This is a genomic window from Agromyces neolithicus (genome assembly GCF_039529735.1).
Classification (GTDB): Bacteria; Actinomycetota; Actinomycetes; order Actinomycetales; family Microbacteriaceae; genus Agromyces; species Agromyces neolithicus.
The window spans coordinates 172,777-186,110 of sequence record NZ_BAAANJ010000004.1 but is presented as its reverse complement, the minus strand read 5'-3'; the positions used below and the strand labels follow the sequence as shown (position 1 = coordinate 186,110).

Sequence of the window (13,334 nt, the reverse complement as noted above, 5' to 3'; positions counted from 1 at the left end):
TCAGTAGCGAGGCCCTGAGCCTGAAGCCGGATCGCCCACCGATTCGCCGGCGAGCAGGTTCGTCACGAACCCCGTGAGGTCGCGCCGCAGCCCACCGTACGCCGCCGGATGCGGTTGCTCCGACTGGATCATGGCGGCGATGCGCTCGAGCGTCGGCCGCACGAGCGCTCCGGCCGCCGACCCCCACGTGCCGAGGTGCTGTTCGAGGTCGTCGATCGTCAGGTCGGCGTGCCGGTAGACGCCGTTCACCGCGAACGCCATCCTCCCGTCGTTCGGCTGGTGTCGCAGTGGCACGGTGTCGTACGCGGGGGCGAGGACTGCCGGTTGGGCGAACGGATGCAGCAGCGCGAGGTTCTTCGCGTGGAGGTCGACGTTGCCGATCGCGACGGCGAGCACGACGGTCGTCGCGAGGCGTTCGATCGATGCCGGGTCGGCTTGCGACTTCACGACCGTGAGGATCCGGTCGAGCGTCGCCGCGCCACCCTGTTCCTGGTACTTCTGCGTGCGGGGCACGCCGAGCGCCTGGCACATGTCCTCTTGGTGCACTCGCCCGGTCGGCGCATCCGCGGAACGGTCGTACCGTTCGATCACCAGTGCGCGGATGTCGCCGTACTCCTCGATCCACGTCGCGTACTCCGCGAGGCCGAGCGCGCGGGCGATCCGGGCGCCGTACTCCTCATCGAAGATCATCGTCGGGTACCGCGCGACTTCGGGTTTGAGGATGTGCGTCGACGGAAAGCCGTCATGCACCCGGTGCCATCGGTCGTCGATGCGGGCGAGCACCACCTTGGGCTGTACACCGTTCAGTGAGGTCTTGCCGGTCGCGAGGTCGTTGCCGAGCGGAAGCGCATCGGGGCTCTGCAGGAGCCGGCTGATCGCGGATGCATCTATGGGTGTCGCGAACGGGGCGCGTGGTTCGCCGGGCGCCGCCGGATCGTAGATCTGCAGGGCGCCGGCGACGTCGCGGCCGTAATGGGCCAGCAGGCCGAGCACGTCGTACTCGGGCAGGCGGGCCTGGGCGGCCAGATCGGTCAGGAGGTCGCCTTCGGGAAGGAGTTCGGCGAAGAAGTTGCGCCGCCGCCCGACGTGCGATCGACTCCCGAACGGTACCAATGGCACGGATGCCGACAGCACCAGGCTGCCCAGACCGAAGCGTTCGATCGCACTCCCAGCCGCTTCGAAGTCGAATCGGCGCCAATCGCTCCCGCTGAGGCGACCGACGGTCTGCCCGTAGAGTTCGACGGCGAGTTCAGTCATCACCGGCTCCCGGCTCTTCCGGCTCGTGCTCATCGTCCGCATTCGGCGGGTCGAGCTCCGCGATGAGCCGCACACCCGTCGCATCGAGCATCGCGAAGAGCCGCTCAGTGAGCTTGCCCGGCTTGCCCGCCTCCATCTCGGAGACCCATCGCTGCGTCAGTCCGAGCTCGGCAGCGAGTTCGCGCTGACTCAACCCACGCGCCAGTCGCCCCTGCTGCAGGATCATCCCGAGTGTCTCAGCGTTCGGAACGCGTCCCCGATACGGCATTGTGCGACCCTCCGATCATTACGAATTCGTAGTAACGATAGTCCATTACGTTTTTGTAGTCAAGTGCGATGACTACGATTTCGTATTGCCGTGCTCGCTCGATTCACGCCGAATTGCAACCTATAGGTTGCGGGCATCCGCGTTTACCTGCAATCATACGGTTGCACGCATTCGGTGCGAAGACGATGACGGGAATGGAGGCGGCGAGATGCTGCTCGAGAACAAGGTGGCCGTGATCCACGGCGGTGGCGGTTCGATCGGAGCCGCGGCGGCGCGCGTGTTCGCCCGCGAGGGCGCGCGGCTGTTTCTGGCAGGCAAGAGCCTGCCGCGGCTCGAGGCGGCGGCATCCGTCGCAAGAGCAGAGGGGGCGGATGTCTCGGTGGCGGTCGTCGACGCGATGGACCAGGCCGCGGTCGACCGGCACGTCGATGAGACAGCGGATGTCGCGGGCCGCATCGATATCGCGCTGAACGCGGTGGGATTCGACCACGTGCAGGGCCCGCCGATCGCCGAGACGTCGCTCGAGGACTACCTGCACCCCGTCGTCGGGTACCTGCAGACGAACTTCGTGACCGCGAAGGCGGTGTCGCGGCACATGATCGCGCAGCGCAGTGGCGTGATTCTCACGATCTCGACGCCCGGTGCGCGGCTCACCGGGCGCGGTCTCATCGGCAATGCGGCCCAGTCGGCGGCGCTCGAGGGCTTCTCACGCGCGCTCGCGGGCGAGCTTGGCCCTGATGGAGTCCGCGTCGTCTGCGTGCGTCCGCACGCGATGCCGGATGCCCTCGCAACCTCGTACACGCGCGACATGTTCGGTCGCACGGCCGATGCGAGCGGCATCCCGTTCGACCAATGGTTCTCCGGCCTGACCGATATGACGCTGCTCGGCCGCCTGCCGGTGCTCGACGAGGTCGCGGAGTACCTCGCATTCGCGGCATCCGATCGTGCTCGCTCGATCACCGGGGCGATCGCGAACCTGTCGGCGGGTGCACTCGTCGATTGAGCCGGGCCGCCGGGTATTCGCTCCTCGCCATCTAGCATGAGCGGGTGGACTTCTCGCTCGCCTTCACCCCCGACCTCATCGCCGTCTTCGTCACGCTCTTCGTGCTCGAGATCGTGCTCGGCGTCGACAACGTGATCTTCATCTCGATCCTCGCGTCGAAGCTGCCGAAGGAGCAGCAGGCGAAGGCCCGCAACCTCGGCCTCACGCTCGCGATGGTGATCCGCGTCATCCTCGTGTTCTTCGCCGGCTGGATCATCACGCTGAAGGAGGACGTGGTCGTCTGGTTCGGCATGGGTTTCTCGGTGAAGGACTTCATCCTGATCGCCGGCGGCCTGTTCCTGGTTTACAAGGCGGTCACCGAGATCCATCACAAACTCGAGGGGGCCGAGGAGGAGCACGGCGCAGCGCCGAAGAAGATCACATTCGGCTCGGTGCTCGCGCAGATTCTCGCGCTCGACATCGTGTTCTCGCTCGACTCGGTGATCACCGCGGTCGGCATGACCGAGAACCTCGTCGTCATCGTCACCGTCGTCGTGCTCTCGTTCGGCATCATGCTGTTCGCGGCGCGCTTCATCTTCACGTTCGTGAACCGGCACCCCACGGTGAAGATGCTCGCGCTGTCGTTCCTGCTGCTGATCGGCGTGTTCCTCATCGCCGAGGGCTTTGGCGTGCACATCGACAAGGCACTCATCTACGCGCCGATGGCGTTCGCCATTCTCGTCGAGGCGCTGAACCTCATCGCCTCGTCGCGCAAGGCGAAGCGCGAGCAGCGCCGCCGCGAGCCCGTGCAGCTGCGCCCGCAGTACCCCGACGTCGACGAGTCGGTCGCGGTGGCGGCGGCGCTGTCGAAGGGCGAACCGGGGGCGGGTTCGGTGGGCCTCTCGAACCGCCCGGTCGAGGGCGAGACGGATGCCTCGGAGGAGCGCGCCGGGCTCGGCTGACGCGCTGCGGTCGCGGTTCGGTAACGACCCGACCCCTCGCTGGGCGCAGCGCGAGCTGCGTGGCAGCATGCGAGGCATGGACACCGGACGAGGGCGACGCGGCAGGCGAGGGCCCGGCGTGCACCGGCGCCGGGCCGCGGCAGCGTCGGTCGCGGCGATCGTGACGGCGACCCTCACGGGGTGTTCGGGTATCGTGCTCGACGCGTGCCCGGCCATCGGCTACCTCTACAGCGGGCCCGCGGTCGTGGAGTTCTCGCCGCCGCCGCCGCCCGGCTCGACGACCGCCGCCTGTTTCGGCGACGAGTGCACGCCTGCGCCGTTCGAGCCGGTCGGTGACGTCTGGCAGGTACCGCAGCAGGCACCGTACCTCGGCGCTGGGACGTTCGGAGACGGCTCGGAGACGACGCTGCGCATCGTCGTGGTCGCCCCCGATCCTGCGGGGGCTGAGCAACGCACGCTCGTCGACGATGCATTCGAGATCCCGGTGTCGGTCGAGCGGACCGGCATCTTCGGGCAGTGCACGGGACCGTTCTCGTTCGAGCCGGTCGAGGTCGTGCTGGACTGAATGCGGCGGGCCGGCGGGTCGCGATCGCTCGACGTCCTTTGCTCGGGTCTCAGCCCAGTCGCTCGGCGAGCGCCACGATGATGCCGGCGGGGCCGCGCAGGTAGCAGAGGCGGTAGACGTCCTCGTAGTCGGCGATCTCGCCGAGGAGTTCGGCGCCGTGCCCGCGCAGGCGGGCGACGGTGTCGTCGACGTCGTCGACGGCGAACATCACCCGGTGGAGGCCGACCGTATTCGGCGGCGGGTTCGGCGGTGACATCTCGGATGCCACGGGCTCGAGGTACTCCGCGAGCTCGAGCCGGCCGTGGCCGTCGGGCGTGACGAGCACGGCGATCTCGCTGCGGATGCCGGTGAGCCCTACAGTCTGGTCGGCCCAGGGGCCTTCGATCGGAGCGCGGCCTTCGACCGCCATGCCCAGTTCGACGAAGAAGGCGACCGCGGCGTCGAGGTCGTCGACGACGATGCCGACATTGTCCATCCGTTGAATGGTCATAGGAGGTGAGCCTACGCCCGGGGTGCGTGCCCCCGCGCGGTTCCGGAGCGTACGGTCAGGCGGCGACCATGCCCGGCGCGTCGGGGTCGGGGACATCCTCTTCAGCGGGGCGGAAGTGGCCGCGAAGGAACGGCAGCGCGGGCGCCCGGTAGACGAGCGAGGCGGGATGGCCCGGCTCGAGCGTGAACTCGGCCGCGCCGAAGCGCCACACCCGGTTGAAGAGGTAGGCGCCGATGACAGCCCGTTCGTCGGCGCAGACCTGCCACGTTCCGACGCCCCACTGGCTCGGCTGGCCGCGGCCGTCGAGGACCAGTGTCGGCTTGACGCCCCAATAGAGCGCGAACCGGGGCTTGTGCAGCGTCAGTTCGATGCGGCGGGTGGCGGGGGCGTGGGTCACCCGGCGAGTCTAGGCTGCGGGCGACGACGCTCGACTGCGCGAGCTCGGCTGGGCGTAGCAGTCGGGTGGTCGAGGAGCGACGAAGGAGCGTCTCGAAACCCCTACTGCGTGATGTCGACGACGACATCACCGAACGTGAACGGGATCATGAAGCTCTCTCCGGGACGCGGCGGATCGAGCGGAATCGCGAAGAACGAGACCATCGTCACCGCCGCCCAGACGAGCGTGCCCACGATCATGACGAGCACCGCGCGGTCGATGATGCGGAGGGCGGATGCCTCCGACCGGCCGGGTCGGAGGATCAGGGTGATCGCGATGATGACCGTCACCGCGATCGCGACGAACACGATCACGCTCGGCCGCAGATTGAGTTGCACGCAGGCCGGCGCGATGTCGGCCGGGCCGGCGTTCACCTCGGGGAAGCCGTCGGTGGAGCCGCCGGCGCAGCCGCCTCTGCTCGCCGTGCCGAGGATCGAGTAGACGAGCGCCACCGCGAGCGCCGAGAGAATCATCCGTCGGATGCGTCGGATGATCGTCGCGCCCGGCAGGGTCGAGAGCGACGCGGCGGGTGGGCGGTCGAGCGTCTCGGGCATTCGGTCTCCTGGGTAGACGAGCCCGCCGTCAGCCGCCTCGGCCGGCCGATGCTCAGACTCAGGAGGGTGCAAGGAGCAGCGCCTTCAGTGTCGCGGCTCGCCAGGCCCAATACGTTTCATCGTCAAGTTCGGAGTTCCGGGCCTTCAAATACAGTTCCGGCGAGGCGGTGAGCCACAGATCTCTGGCCATCTGGTCACGGGTTCGGTCGGTGCGCAGCCAGCCGCCACGCTCGAGTACATCAAGGATCTGTTGCTGAATTTCGCACCGCGTCTCCTCCGATATGCGCCAAGCCTCGGCCACATCTGCGTCGACTGCAGCCGCTTCGAGAAAAACGCGCACTACGCCGAGTGCTCGCGGGGCGACCTGCTCGTCGAAGCGATTGAAGAGATCGATGACGTCGCCCGGGTCGTCCCGCCGCTCCATCTCCGCCAGACTTTCCGACCAGCCGCCCACGACTTCCATGACGCGACGGGCGAGCGCCTCTCGGAGGAGTGTCGCCTTGGTGTCGAAGAGGTTGAACACCGTGGCCTCGGCCACCTTCGCGGCAGCGGCGACGGACTTGACGGATGTGTTCGCGTAGCCGCCCTCGATGAAGAGAACTGACGCGACATCTGCGATATGGGCTCGGCCAGCCTCCCTCTGGATCTGGCGCAAGCTGGGCCTTGCGGATTCGTTGTTCACTGTGACAGACTACACAATGGAGTAAGACTCCAAGAAATGGAGTTACTCTCAACAAAGAGTTGCCACTCTCCGGACAGTTGATCGGGAGGTTGGGTCATGAACGAACTGATGCTGCGCAGGCTGGCAGGGATGGCTCTCATGCTGTCGGTTCCCCTGTGGATCGCCGGCGAGGCGATCCATCCGAGGAGCGAGGGATTGGCCGACATCGTTCGCTCCGGTCAGTCGCAGTCACATGCGATCCTCGCCCTCGCATTCGTGTTCCTACTCCTCGGCCTACCGGGCCTGTATGGATCGCATGCGGGACGCTCAGGCGTGCTCGGTCTCGTCGGGTATGTCCTGATGGTTGTATTCGTCGCCTATCACGTGTACATGTTCCTCTACGAAACCGGGCCGGTTGCGTTCATGGCGCAAGATTCCGCCGCCGAGAGATTGTTCGCCCACGGGGGCGTGGTCGAACAGGGGACGCTTCGGATGTGGCTCGCGGCTCCGGTGAGCCTCGGCCCGATCATCTACGGGATCGCGCTGGTGCGCACTCGTCGGTTCCCACGCGTGGCTGGATGGCTGGTCATCAGCTGGCTACCGGTCTTCGTCGCCTTCAACGTCTTGTTCGCCGCTCTTCCGCCCGCGGGGCAAGAAACGCTTTTCGACCTGCGATTTGCGAACGTCGGCATCGGCGGGTCCTATCTCCTGCTGCTGACCGGCTTGGCGATAGCCGGCATGCGGCTCTGGCGGTGGTCCTCGGCCGAGGAGTCCCTTTCCCAGCCTGTCGCGCAGTAGGGGCCCTCTTGATCACTGTCGGACTAGGTCCTGGATGTCGAGATCGGCTCCGGAGCAGCGTCCGGCCGTCCCGCTGCCCGCCGCCGCCCCGGCGCATTCGCGATGAACACCCCGGCGACGAGCACGAGCCCGCCGACGGTCTCCCACACGTTCGGGATCTGGCCGAGCAGCAGGGCGGCCGACGCCATCGCGACCACCGGCGCGAGCAGCACCCACGGCACCACTGACGCCGAGCGGTTGCGCGCGAGCAGCGCGTTGAAGATCGCGTAGCCCACGAGGGTGCAGAGGCCCGCGGTGTAGAGCGTCGAGACGATCGGACGCCAGCCGAACGCCGCGATGCCCGCAGCGATCGCGTCAGGGCCCTCGATGAGCGCAGACAGTCCGAGAGCCGGAAGCGGCACGACGAGCGACGACCACACCGTCAGCGACAGGGCTCCGAGGCGCTTCGCGGGAGCGACCGGGCCCGCCCTGCGCGAGATGACGTTGCCGATCGCCCACGAGAGTGCGGCGAGCAGGCACAGCACCACGGCGATCGCCGGTGCGTCGCCGCCGCGACCGAGCGCGACGACGCCGAGCCCGACGGTGCCGATCAGCACGCCGATGGTCTGCATGCGGCTCGGGCGCTCGCGCAGGGCGAGTGCCGCCACCACGATCGTCAAGACGACCTGCGCCTGCAGCAGCAGCGCCGCGATGCCGGGCTGCAGCCCGAGCGCGATCGAGGTATAGAGCAGGGCGAACTGGCCGAGGCTCATGAAGAGGCCGACGCCGACGACGGTCTTCCAGCTCGCGAGCGGGCGGGGCACGACGACAACGGCGAGGGCGACGACCGCGAAGCGTACGGCGACGAAGAAGAGCGGCGGGATGCCGGCCATGCCCCAGTCGATCACGACGAAGTTGAAGCCCCACATCGTCGCCACCAGGGCAGCCAGCAGCATGTCGCGTCTTGTCATGGTTCTACTTCAGCGCGGGGCATCCAGAAACACCAGCGATCATTTCTGCGCCAGATTCGGTAGCGAATCTGCATGATCGGTGGATGTCGCTACCGGTGCTGTTTGGCGATCGCAGCCGTGACCTGCGCGGCTCGGATCGGCATGCGCTCGACGAATCGTGCGACGACTTCGGTCTGGAGGTGCTGCGGCAAGGTCGTCGCGACGGTGGCAGCGAGGTCGGGCAGAGCGGCCGACACGGCGCTCGCCCACTCGGTGATCGCCGTTCGCGCGAGGCCCGCCTCGCGGGCCACGGCCTCCCACTCGAACCAGGACTGCTCACCCGCCTGATAGTCGGCGGCGATCCGCATCGAGAGATTCGTGTCGCGGAACGCGGCGGCCGTCTGCTTCGCGTTGTTCTCGATGCGACCGGCATACGGGATGAGACTGCTCACGTCGTAGAGCGGCGTGAGCGCGACGCCGTCGGGGCGGATGAATATCGAGTAGTTCTTCGCGTGAGCATCGGTGTTCAGTGCCATCCATGAGAACACCAGCGCCTGCACGAACGCCTGCTTGGAGGCGGCCTTGGCTTCGTCGGGCGCGTGCTCATCGAGCAGTCGTAGCACGCCGCGGTACGTCGGTCCGCCGCGGTATTCGTACTTCTGGAGCCGCGTGACGCCGGCCGCCTGCGCGAGATCCTCCTGGTGGAGACGCACGATGCCGCGAGTGCTGTCAGCAAGGTGCACACGGTCGAAGCGCTCGACCACCAGGGTGTGCTCGCCGTCGAACTGCCCCAGCTGCACCGCCGCGGTCGGGATGCCGGCGGCCGCGGCGAGCGTCATCGTGAGGTACTCGATGAGTTCGCCGTCGCGCTGGCCGCGCACACGCGGCTTCATGATGTGCGTCGTCGGGTGGCTGCCGGTCGGCTCGTACCAGCCGTCGTCGATGTTGCCGAGTGAGAACTTGCCCTGCGCGCCGCCGAGGGAGAAATAGCCGGTGTGCCGCTCGGTGTCGTGCCACCTCGTGTCGTCTTCGCGGATCGCCCTGATTCTCGCCGCGATCTCGCGGTCGCTGATCGGCTCGGCGGCGCCGTTCTGGTTGGGGTCGGCGCCCGGCTCGGCGAACTGGATGGCGCCGGCGACGTCGGTGCCGTACACACGCAGCAGATCGAACGGTTCGGCCGTGGCAAGGCCCGCCTGCACGGCCCAGCGTTCGCGTACATCAGCGTTGTCGGGAAGCAGGTTGTCGAGGAATGAGGCGAGCGTGGGGCCCGTGATCGGCGCAGCACTGAGCGGGAGCGAGAGGCTCAGCGGCATGCGGGCATCGTCGTCGAGCCACTCGCTGCGGTATGTCAGCCGGTATTGCTGGGGGCCGAGCAGTTCGAGGTCGCCGACGTGCGCGCCGTAGAGATAGATGTCAAGGCTGGGCATCGGGCTTCTCGCGCTCGCCTTCGGTCAGACCGATACCGGATTCATTGAGCTTCCTCGAGGCGAGATCGAGCATCTCACTGGTGGAGCGGGGAAACGGGACCGGTGTCGGGCGTGCCGTGGCGAGTGCGTGAAGAACCTCCGTCGGAAGCATCGAATGCGAAGCCATCCGAGAAGACTCGGGCGAACGCGCGTTCGTTGGCGGCCGGAGATCGAGGTTCAGCTCGAGTGCGTCGAGCACGGCGAACAATCGCGCTGTGCTGATGTCGTTCTTGCCCTTCTCCAGCCGGGAGACCCATTGCCGAGTGCTGCCGACCTGCTCGGCCAGTTCGGTCTGCGAGAGACCGAGGCTCGTGCGTCGCCGACGGATGAGGTCGCCGAGTTCGGCGAGATCGTTGACGAGCATGGCGCCTCCTGTGGAATGGATTCGTTCCATACATTGGTGGTGGAATGAAGCTATTCCATGTTAGCCGAAACTGGCTCCGATGGAAGGGAAACGGCCCATCGATCGGGATGGGATGCATCTCTTCCGCACGAAGACGCGACCCCCGTGATCCGGAAGGCTAGCTCCCGGTTCGGATTCATAATCGGTAGTATTCATACATGATTGATCTCGAAGCCGTGGTCGCGCTGCGTGCGGTCGCCACCAACGGCAGCGTCGCGGCCGCGGCCGACGCGCTCGGCTTCACGCCGTCGGCGGTATCGCAACAGATCAAGCGGCTCGAGCGCGGCACCCGCGTCTCCCTGCTCGAGCGGGCCGGTCGCGGCGTCGTGCTGACCGATGCCGGGCGGCAACTCGTCACCTCGTCGGCGACCGTGCTCGCCGACCTCGAGCGACTCGAGGCCGACCTGCACCTCGCGGGCGGCGCCGGCACTGCCGATCGCCGGGTCACCGGCGAGGTGCGCATCGGCGCGTTCTCGACCGCGGTGCGCGGCATCCTCGTCGACGTGCTGCCGCGCCTGCGCGCCGAGCATCCCGAGCTTCGCGTGCCGATGCGCGAGAGCGAGCCGTGGGAGACGATCGCACTCGTCGCGTCGGGGCAGCGCGACCTCGGCATCGTGCACCGTTGGGGCGGGGTTGCCCTCGCGATGCCCGATCACCTCGTCGAGACACCCTTGCTCACGGATGTCGCGGACGTGATCTTGCGGCGCGACCACCCGCTCGCCGGCCGCACCGAGCTGGAGCCCGCTGACCTCGCCGATGAGGAGTGGATCGCGACATTCGACTCGACGATCTGTCGTCAGTGGCTGCGACGACTGTTCGACGGTGTCTCGAACGCGCCGCGCATCGTGCACGAGTCGATGGAGTTCGAGAACCACCTCGAGCTCGTGCGGGCGGGCCTCGGAGTCGCGCTCGTGCCGCGCATGGGGCGGCCGCCGCTGCATCGCGATCTCGTCGCCATCCCGACCGTGCGCCCGGCGTCGACCCGTGGCGTCTCGGCAGTGCACCGCCGAAGCCAGGCCGACTCGCCGGCGTTGCAGACGGTGCTCGACGCGATCCGCGAGGTTGCGGTCGAGCGCGCCGCTTGACGTTGACGGACGTTGCGACGCCCGCTGCCGGAGGCCGTCGATCAGGCCGTCGCGGTCGAACGCGCCACGAGTGCGGCGATCGCGGCATCCCACTGCTTGCTGCCCGTGGATTCGGGCTCCGAGATCGTGAGTGCGAATCGCAGCTCCCTGCTTCGCGAGCAGATTGTCGCTGAGTTGGATGAATCGCCGCAGCGCCCGGTCTTCGCGACCGTCGAGTACAGCGAATCGGATGTCGGCGCAGCCCTTGGTATCAGCCTGATACCAGGGCGCTAGAATGAGCATCGACGAAAGGAGTTGCCATGGCGATGACCCTGCGCCTCGACGAGGAGCACGATCGTCTGCTCGCGGCGCTCGCTGCGAAGTTCGGGCGATCGAAGACAGAGGTCGTCGAGATCGCCCTCGACGATCTCGCCGCTCGCGCTGACAAGTCCGCCCGCACACGCGCCGCATTCGAGCGTGTTCGTGCCCGCGACGCCGACCTGCTCGACCGCCTCGCCCGGTGACGGAGTATCTCGACCCCGAAGATGTGGAAGCCCTTCTCGACGATGAGGGCTTCCACCACAAAGACGGCGCACGCGGTCGGAATCTGCTGCTCTCAGCGCTCGCAGCACCGATGCCCGTCTTCGGCGAAGACGTGCATCCGACGCTCGACGAGAAGGCGGGCGTGCTCCTCATGGCAGTGATGCGCAATCACGCGCTCGCCGACGGCAACAAGCGACTCGCGTGGTTGGTGACGGCGGCGTTCCTCGAGCTCAACGGCGCCGATCTGGTGGTCGACGACGTCGATGCCGCTGATCGGTTTCTTCGCCTGACTGCGTCGGGCGACGTCGAACTGGCAGACGTTGCGGAATGGGTTCGAGAGCGGATGCATCCGCTCGCGTAGAGCCGCCGCGATGTCACAACCGTGCGACGCCCGGTGTCTGCATGTCGACGGGTCATCCGGAAACCGCAGCCGGGCCGTCGAATCGCAGGAGGACACGATGACCACAACCCAGACCCGCATCCCGCCGACCGAGCTCACCGGAGTCTTCGGAACGGTCGTGAAGGTCGCCGCCAAGCGCATGATCGGCCGAGTGCCCGACTCGATGGGCGTGCTCGCGCACCACCCCGCCCTGATGCGGGCGTCGATGGGCATCGGCCGCAAGATCGAGGCGCTCGACGAGCTCGACGAGAACCTCGCGAGCTACGCGGTGATGGCGACGGCGGCGTACATCGGTTGCAGCTGGTGCCTCGACTTCAACTACTACAAGGCCCACAATGAGGGCCTCGACGAAGCGAAGGCGCGGCAGGTGCCGAACTGGCGCGAGGCCGCCGTGTTCACGCCGCTCGAACGCAACGTCATGGAGTACGCCGAGGCGATGAGCCAGACCCCGCCCGCCGTCACCGACGAGCTGTCGGCTGCGCTGCTCGACGAGCTCGGCCCGGCCGCCCTCATCGAGCTCACCGCCAAGGTCGCGTTCATGAATATGAGCTCGCGCATGAACCTGGCGCTCGGCATCCATTCCGAGGGCTATGCCGATGCGTGCGAGTTGGCGCCGATCGTCACCCGGGCGTCTGCGACGGCGGATGTCGCAACCGAGGTCGTAGGCTCGGCGTCATGACCGCCGACCCGTTCGTCACCCACCGCGGCCTGCTCTTCACGGTCGCGTACGAGATGCTCGGCTCCGCGGCCGACGCCGAAGACGTGCTGCAGGAGTCCTGGCTTCGGTGGAGCCAGGTCGACCGCAGCGAGGTGCTCGATGCGCGCGCGTACCTCGTGCGCATCGTCACCCGGCAGGCGCTGAACCAGTTGCGCACGATGTCGCGGCGGCGCGAGACGTACGTGGGGGAGTGGCTGCCCGAGCCGCTGCTCACGAGTCCCGATGTCGCGGACGACGTCGAGCTCGCCGAGAGCGTGTCGATCGCGATGCTGACCGTGCTCGAGACGCTCGGCCCGACGGAGCGTGCGGTGTTCGTGCTGCGCGAGGTGTTCGATGTGCCGTACGACGAGATCGCGGCTGCCGTCGACAAGTCGCCGGCAGCCGTCCGGCAGATCGCCCACCGGGCGAAGGAGCACGTCGCTGCCCGGCGACCGCGTGTCGCGGTCGACCGAACCGAGCAGGAGGCGGTCGTCGCGAGATTCATCGCGGCGGTCAACTCGGGCGACCTGCAGGGGCTGATGGACGTGCTCGCGCCCGACGTGGTCTCGGTCGCCGACGGTGGCGGGTTCGTGAAGGGTGCCGCGCGCCGGCCGATCTACGGTGCCGACAAGATCGCGCGCTACCTGCTCGGCGGTCTCGCGAAGCTCGGGCTGCCGTTCGAGGCGAGGCCGACGTGGGTGAACGGGCACCCGGCGATCCGCGGCGAGGTCGACGGCGAGCTGGCCGGCGCGATCTGCTTCGAGGTCGAGGGCGGGCGCATCACGCGGATCTTCTCGATCGCCAACCCGAACAAGCTCGGGCGGCTCGACGAGGCGGCGCAGCTGGTGCGGTAGCGGCC

19 protein-coding genes are annotated in these 13,334 nt (G+C 67.7%); 10 read left to right on the top strand and 9 right to left on the bottom strand.

The genetic code is table 11. From position 1 onward, the window contains the following. Both ABD164_RS06280 and ABD164_RS06275 read right to left on the bottom strand, forming a co-directional pair. Positions 1 to 1,257, bottom strand: coding sequence for a HipA domain-containing protein (locus ABD164_RS06280; RefSeq protein WP_344294566.1), 1,257 nt, complete (start codon positions 1,255 to 1,257; stop codon positions 1 to 3). Then, the gene (locus ABD164_RS06275; protein ID WP_344294564.1) at positions 1,250 to 1,483 is read right to left on the bottom strand and encodes a helix-turn-helix domain-containing protein; all 234 of its coding nucleotides are present in this window, start codon (positions 1,481 to 1,483) and stop codon (positions 1,250 to 1,252) included. The genes ABD164_RS06280 and ABD164_RS06275 overlap by 8 nt, the downstream gene beginning before the upstream one ends. A gap of 250 nt (positions 1,484 to 1,733) precedes the next feature. Between ABD164_RS06275 and ABD164_RS06270 the strand changes: the two genes are divergently transcribed. The 3 genes from ABD164_RS06270 (at position 1,734) to ABD164_RS06260 (ending at position 4,034) form a co-directional block, all read left to right on the top strand. Then, a complete protein-coding gene (locus ABD164_RS06270) occupies positions 1,734 to 2,528 on the top strand; it encodes an SDR family NAD(P)-dependent oxidoreductase (protein ID WP_344294563.1) in 795 nt (264 codons plus the stop codon). Between the two features lie 44 nt (positions 2,529 to 2,572). After that, complete coding sequence (locus tag ABD164_RS06265; RefSeq protein WP_344294562.1) at positions 2,573 to 3,469, top strand: TerC family protein; 897 nt, start codon at positions 2,573 to 2,575, stop codon at positions 3,467 to 3,469. A 76-nt stretch (positions 3,470 to 3,545) separates the two neighbouring features. Next, positions 3,546 to 4,034 (top strand): hypothetical protein, encoded by a 489-nt coding sequence (locus ABD164_RS06260; RefSeq protein ID WP_344294560.1) that lies wholly within the window; start codon positions 3,546 to 3,548, stop codon positions 4,032 to 4,034. Positions 4,035 to 4,083: 49 nt separating this feature from the next. Here the strand turns inward: ABD164_RS06260 and ABD164_RS06255 are convergent, their stop codons facing one another. The 4 genes from ABD164_RS06255 to ABD164_RS06240 form a co-directional block, all read right to left on the bottom strand. Continuing rightward, positions 4,084 to 4,524: a VOC family protein gene (locus tag ABD164_RS06255; protein ID WP_344294558.1), complete on the bottom strand. Its 441-nt coding sequence runs from the start codon at positions 4,522 to 4,524 to the stop codon at positions 4,084 to 4,086. A 55-nt stretch (positions 4,525 to 4,579) separates the two neighbouring features. Further along, positions 4,580 to 4,921 carry a hypothetical protein gene (locus tag ABD164_RS06250; RefSeq protein WP_344294556.1) on the bottom strand — a complete coding sequence of 114 codons (342 nt, stop codon included), beginning with the start codon at positions 4,919 to 4,921 and terminating at the stop codon, positions 4,580 to 4,582. Positions 4,922 to 5,022: 101 nt separating this feature from the next. Continuing rightward, positions 5,023 to 5,514 carry a hypothetical protein gene (locus tag ABD164_RS06245; RefSeq protein WP_344294554.1) on the bottom strand — a complete coding sequence of 164 codons (492 nt, stop codon included), beginning with the start codon at positions 5,512 to 5,514 and terminating at the stop codon, positions 5,023 to 5,025. Positions 5,515 to 5,572: 58 nt separating this feature from the next. After that, positions 5,573 to 6,196 (bottom strand): TetR family transcriptional regulator, encoded by a 624-nt coding sequence (locus tag ABD164_RS06240; protein ID WP_344294552.1) that lies wholly within the window; start codon positions 6,194 to 6,196, stop codon positions 5,573 to 5,575. A 96-nt stretch (positions 6,197 to 6,292) separates the two neighbouring features. Here ABD164_RS06240 and ABD164_RS06235 point away from each other — a divergent pair, with 96 nt between their 5' ends. Next, entirely contained in the window at positions 6,293 to 6,973 is a 681-nt protein-coding gene (locus tag ABD164_RS06235) for a hypothetical protein (protein ID WP_344294550.1), read from the top strand. A 23-nt stretch (positions 6,974 to 6,996) separates the two neighbouring features. On the opposite strand, the gene ABD164_RS06230 is transcribed toward ABD164_RS06235, so the two are convergent. From ABD164_RS06230 to ABD164_RS06220, 3 genes are all read right to left on the bottom strand, one after another. Further along, on the bottom strand, positions 6,997 to 7,923 hold the full coding sequence (locus tag ABD164_RS06230) for an EamA family transporter (RefSeq protein WP_344294548.1): 927 nt from the start codon (positions 7,921 to 7,923) through the stop codon (positions 6,997 to 6,999). Positions 7,924 to 8,012: 89 nt separating this feature from the next. Continuing rightward, positions 8,013 to 9,329, bottom strand: coding sequence for a HipA domain-containing protein (locus ABD164_RS06225; protein WP_344294546.1), 1,317 nt, complete (start codon positions 9,327 to 9,329; stop codon positions 8,013 to 8,015). Further along, the gene (locus ABD164_RS06220) at positions 9,316 to 9,732 is read right to left on the bottom strand and encodes a helix-turn-helix domain-containing protein (protein ID WP_344294544.1); all 417 of its coding nucleotides are present in this window, start codon (positions 9,730 to 9,732) and stop codon (positions 9,316 to 9,318) included. The genes ABD164_RS06225 and ABD164_RS06220 overlap by 14 nt, the downstream gene beginning before the upstream one ends. Positions 9,733 to 9,929: 197 nt before the next feature. Here ABD164_RS06220 and ABD164_RS06215 point away from each other — a divergent pair, with 197 nt between their 5' ends. The 6 genes from ABD164_RS06215 to ABD164_RS06190 all read left to right on the top strand — a co-directional run bounded on the left by ABD164_RS06215 (position 9,930) and on the right by ABD164_RS06190 (position 13,329). Then, positions 9,930 to 10,856, top strand: a complete 927-nt coding sequence (locus ABD164_RS06215; protein WP_344294542.1) for a LysR family transcriptional regulator — start codon at positions 9,930 to 9,932, stop codon at positions 10,854 to 10,856. A 12-nt stretch (positions 10,857 to 10,868) separates the two neighbouring features. Further along, positions 10,869 to 11,129, top strand: a complete 261-nt coding sequence (locus ABD164_RS06210; protein ID WP_344294540.1) for a hypothetical protein — start codon at positions 10,869 to 10,871, stop codon at positions 11,127 to 11,129. A 26-nt stretch (positions 11,130 to 11,155) separates the two neighbouring features. After that, positions 11,156 to 11,359, top strand: coding sequence for a TraY domain-containing protein (locus ABD164_RS06205; RefSeq protein WP_344294538.1), 204 nt, complete (start codon positions 11,156 to 11,158; stop codon positions 11,357 to 11,359). Further along, positions 11,356 to 11,739, top strand: coding sequence for a type II toxin-antitoxin system death-on-curing family toxin (locus ABD164_RS06200; RefSeq protein WP_344294536.1), 384 nt, complete (start codon positions 11,356 to 11,358; stop codon positions 11,737 to 11,739). The genes ABD164_RS06205 and ABD164_RS06200 overlap by 4 nt, the downstream gene beginning before the upstream one ends. A 97-nt stretch (positions 11,740 to 11,836) precedes the next feature. Next, positions 11,837 to 12,457, top strand: coding sequence for a carboxymuconolactone decarboxylase family protein (locus ABD164_RS06195; protein ID WP_344294534.1), 621 nt, complete (start codon positions 11,837 to 11,839; stop codon positions 12,455 to 12,457). Further along, positions 12,454 to 13,329, top strand: coding sequence for an RNA polymerase sigma-70 factor (locus ABD164_RS06190; RefSeq protein WP_344294531.1), 876 nt, complete (start codon positions 12,454 to 12,456; stop codon positions 13,327 to 13,329). The genes ABD164_RS06195 and ABD164_RS06190 overlap by 4 nt, the downstream gene beginning before the upstream one ends. The last annotated feature ends 5 nt before the right edge of the window (positions 13,330 to 13,334 follow it).

What these genes read in the sequence shown, in the direction of transcription:
- ABD164_RS06195 (WP_344294534.1), top strand. Translation starts at nt 11,837, where the DNA reads ATGACCACAACCCAGACCCGCATCCCGCCGACCGAGCTCACCGGAGTC.
- ABD164_RS06245 (WP_344294554.1), bottom strand. Translation starts at nt 5,514, where the DNA reads ATGCCCGAGACGCTCGACCGCCCACCCGCCGCGTCGCTCTCGACCCTG.
- ABD164_RS06255 (WP_344294558.1), bottom strand. Translation starts at nt 4,524, where the DNA reads ATGACCATTCAACGGATGGACAATGTCGGCATCGTCGTCGACGACCTC.
- ABD164_RS06215 (WP_344294542.1), top strand. Translation starts at nt 9,930, where the DNA reads ATGATTGATCTCGAAGCCGTGGTCGCGCTGCGTGCGGTCGCCACCAAC.
- ABD164_RS06225 (WP_344294546.1), bottom strand. Translation starts at nt 9,329, where the DNA reads ATGCCCAGCCTTGACATCTATCTCTACGGCGCGCACGTCGGCGACCTC.
- ABD164_RS06260 (WP_344294560.1), top strand. Translation starts at nt 3,546, where the DNA reads ATGGACACCGGACGAGGGCGACGCGGCAGGCGAGGGCCCGGCGTGCAC.
- ABD164_RS06280 (WP_344294566.1), bottom strand. Translation starts at nt 1,257, where the DNA reads ATGACTGAACTCGCCGTCGAACTCTACGGGCAGACCGTCGGTCGCCTC.
- ABD164_RS06275 (WP_344294564.1), bottom strand. Translation starts at nt 1,483, where the DNA reads ATGATCCTGCAGCAGGGGCGACTGGCGCGTGGGTTGAGTCAGCGCGAA.
- ABD164_RS06270 (WP_344294563.1), top strand. Translation starts at nt 1,734, where the DNA reads ATGCTGCTCGAGAACAAGGTGGCCGTGATCCACGGCGGTGGCGGTTCG.
- ABD164_RS06230 (WP_344294548.1), bottom strand. Translation starts at nt 7,923, where the DNA reads ATGACAAGACGCGACATGCTGCTGGCTGCCCTGGTGGCGACGATGTGG.
- ABD164_RS06235 (WP_344294550.1), top strand. Translation starts at nt 6,293, where the DNA reads ATGAACGAACTGATGCTGCGCAGGCTGGCAGGGATGGCTCTCATGCTG.
- ABD164_RS06190 (WP_344294531.1), top strand. Translation starts at nt 12,454, where the DNA reads ATGACCGCCGACCCGTTCGTCACCCACCGCGGCCTGCTCTTCACGGTC.
- ABD164_RS06220 (WP_344294544.1), bottom strand. Translation starts at nt 9,732, where the DNA reads ATGCTCGTCAACGATCTCGCCGAACTCGGCGACCTCATCCGTCGGCGA.
- ABD164_RS06205 (WP_344294538.1), top strand. Translation starts at nt 11,156, where the DNA reads ATGGCGATGACCCTGCGCCTCGACGAGGAGCACGATCGTCTGCTCGCG.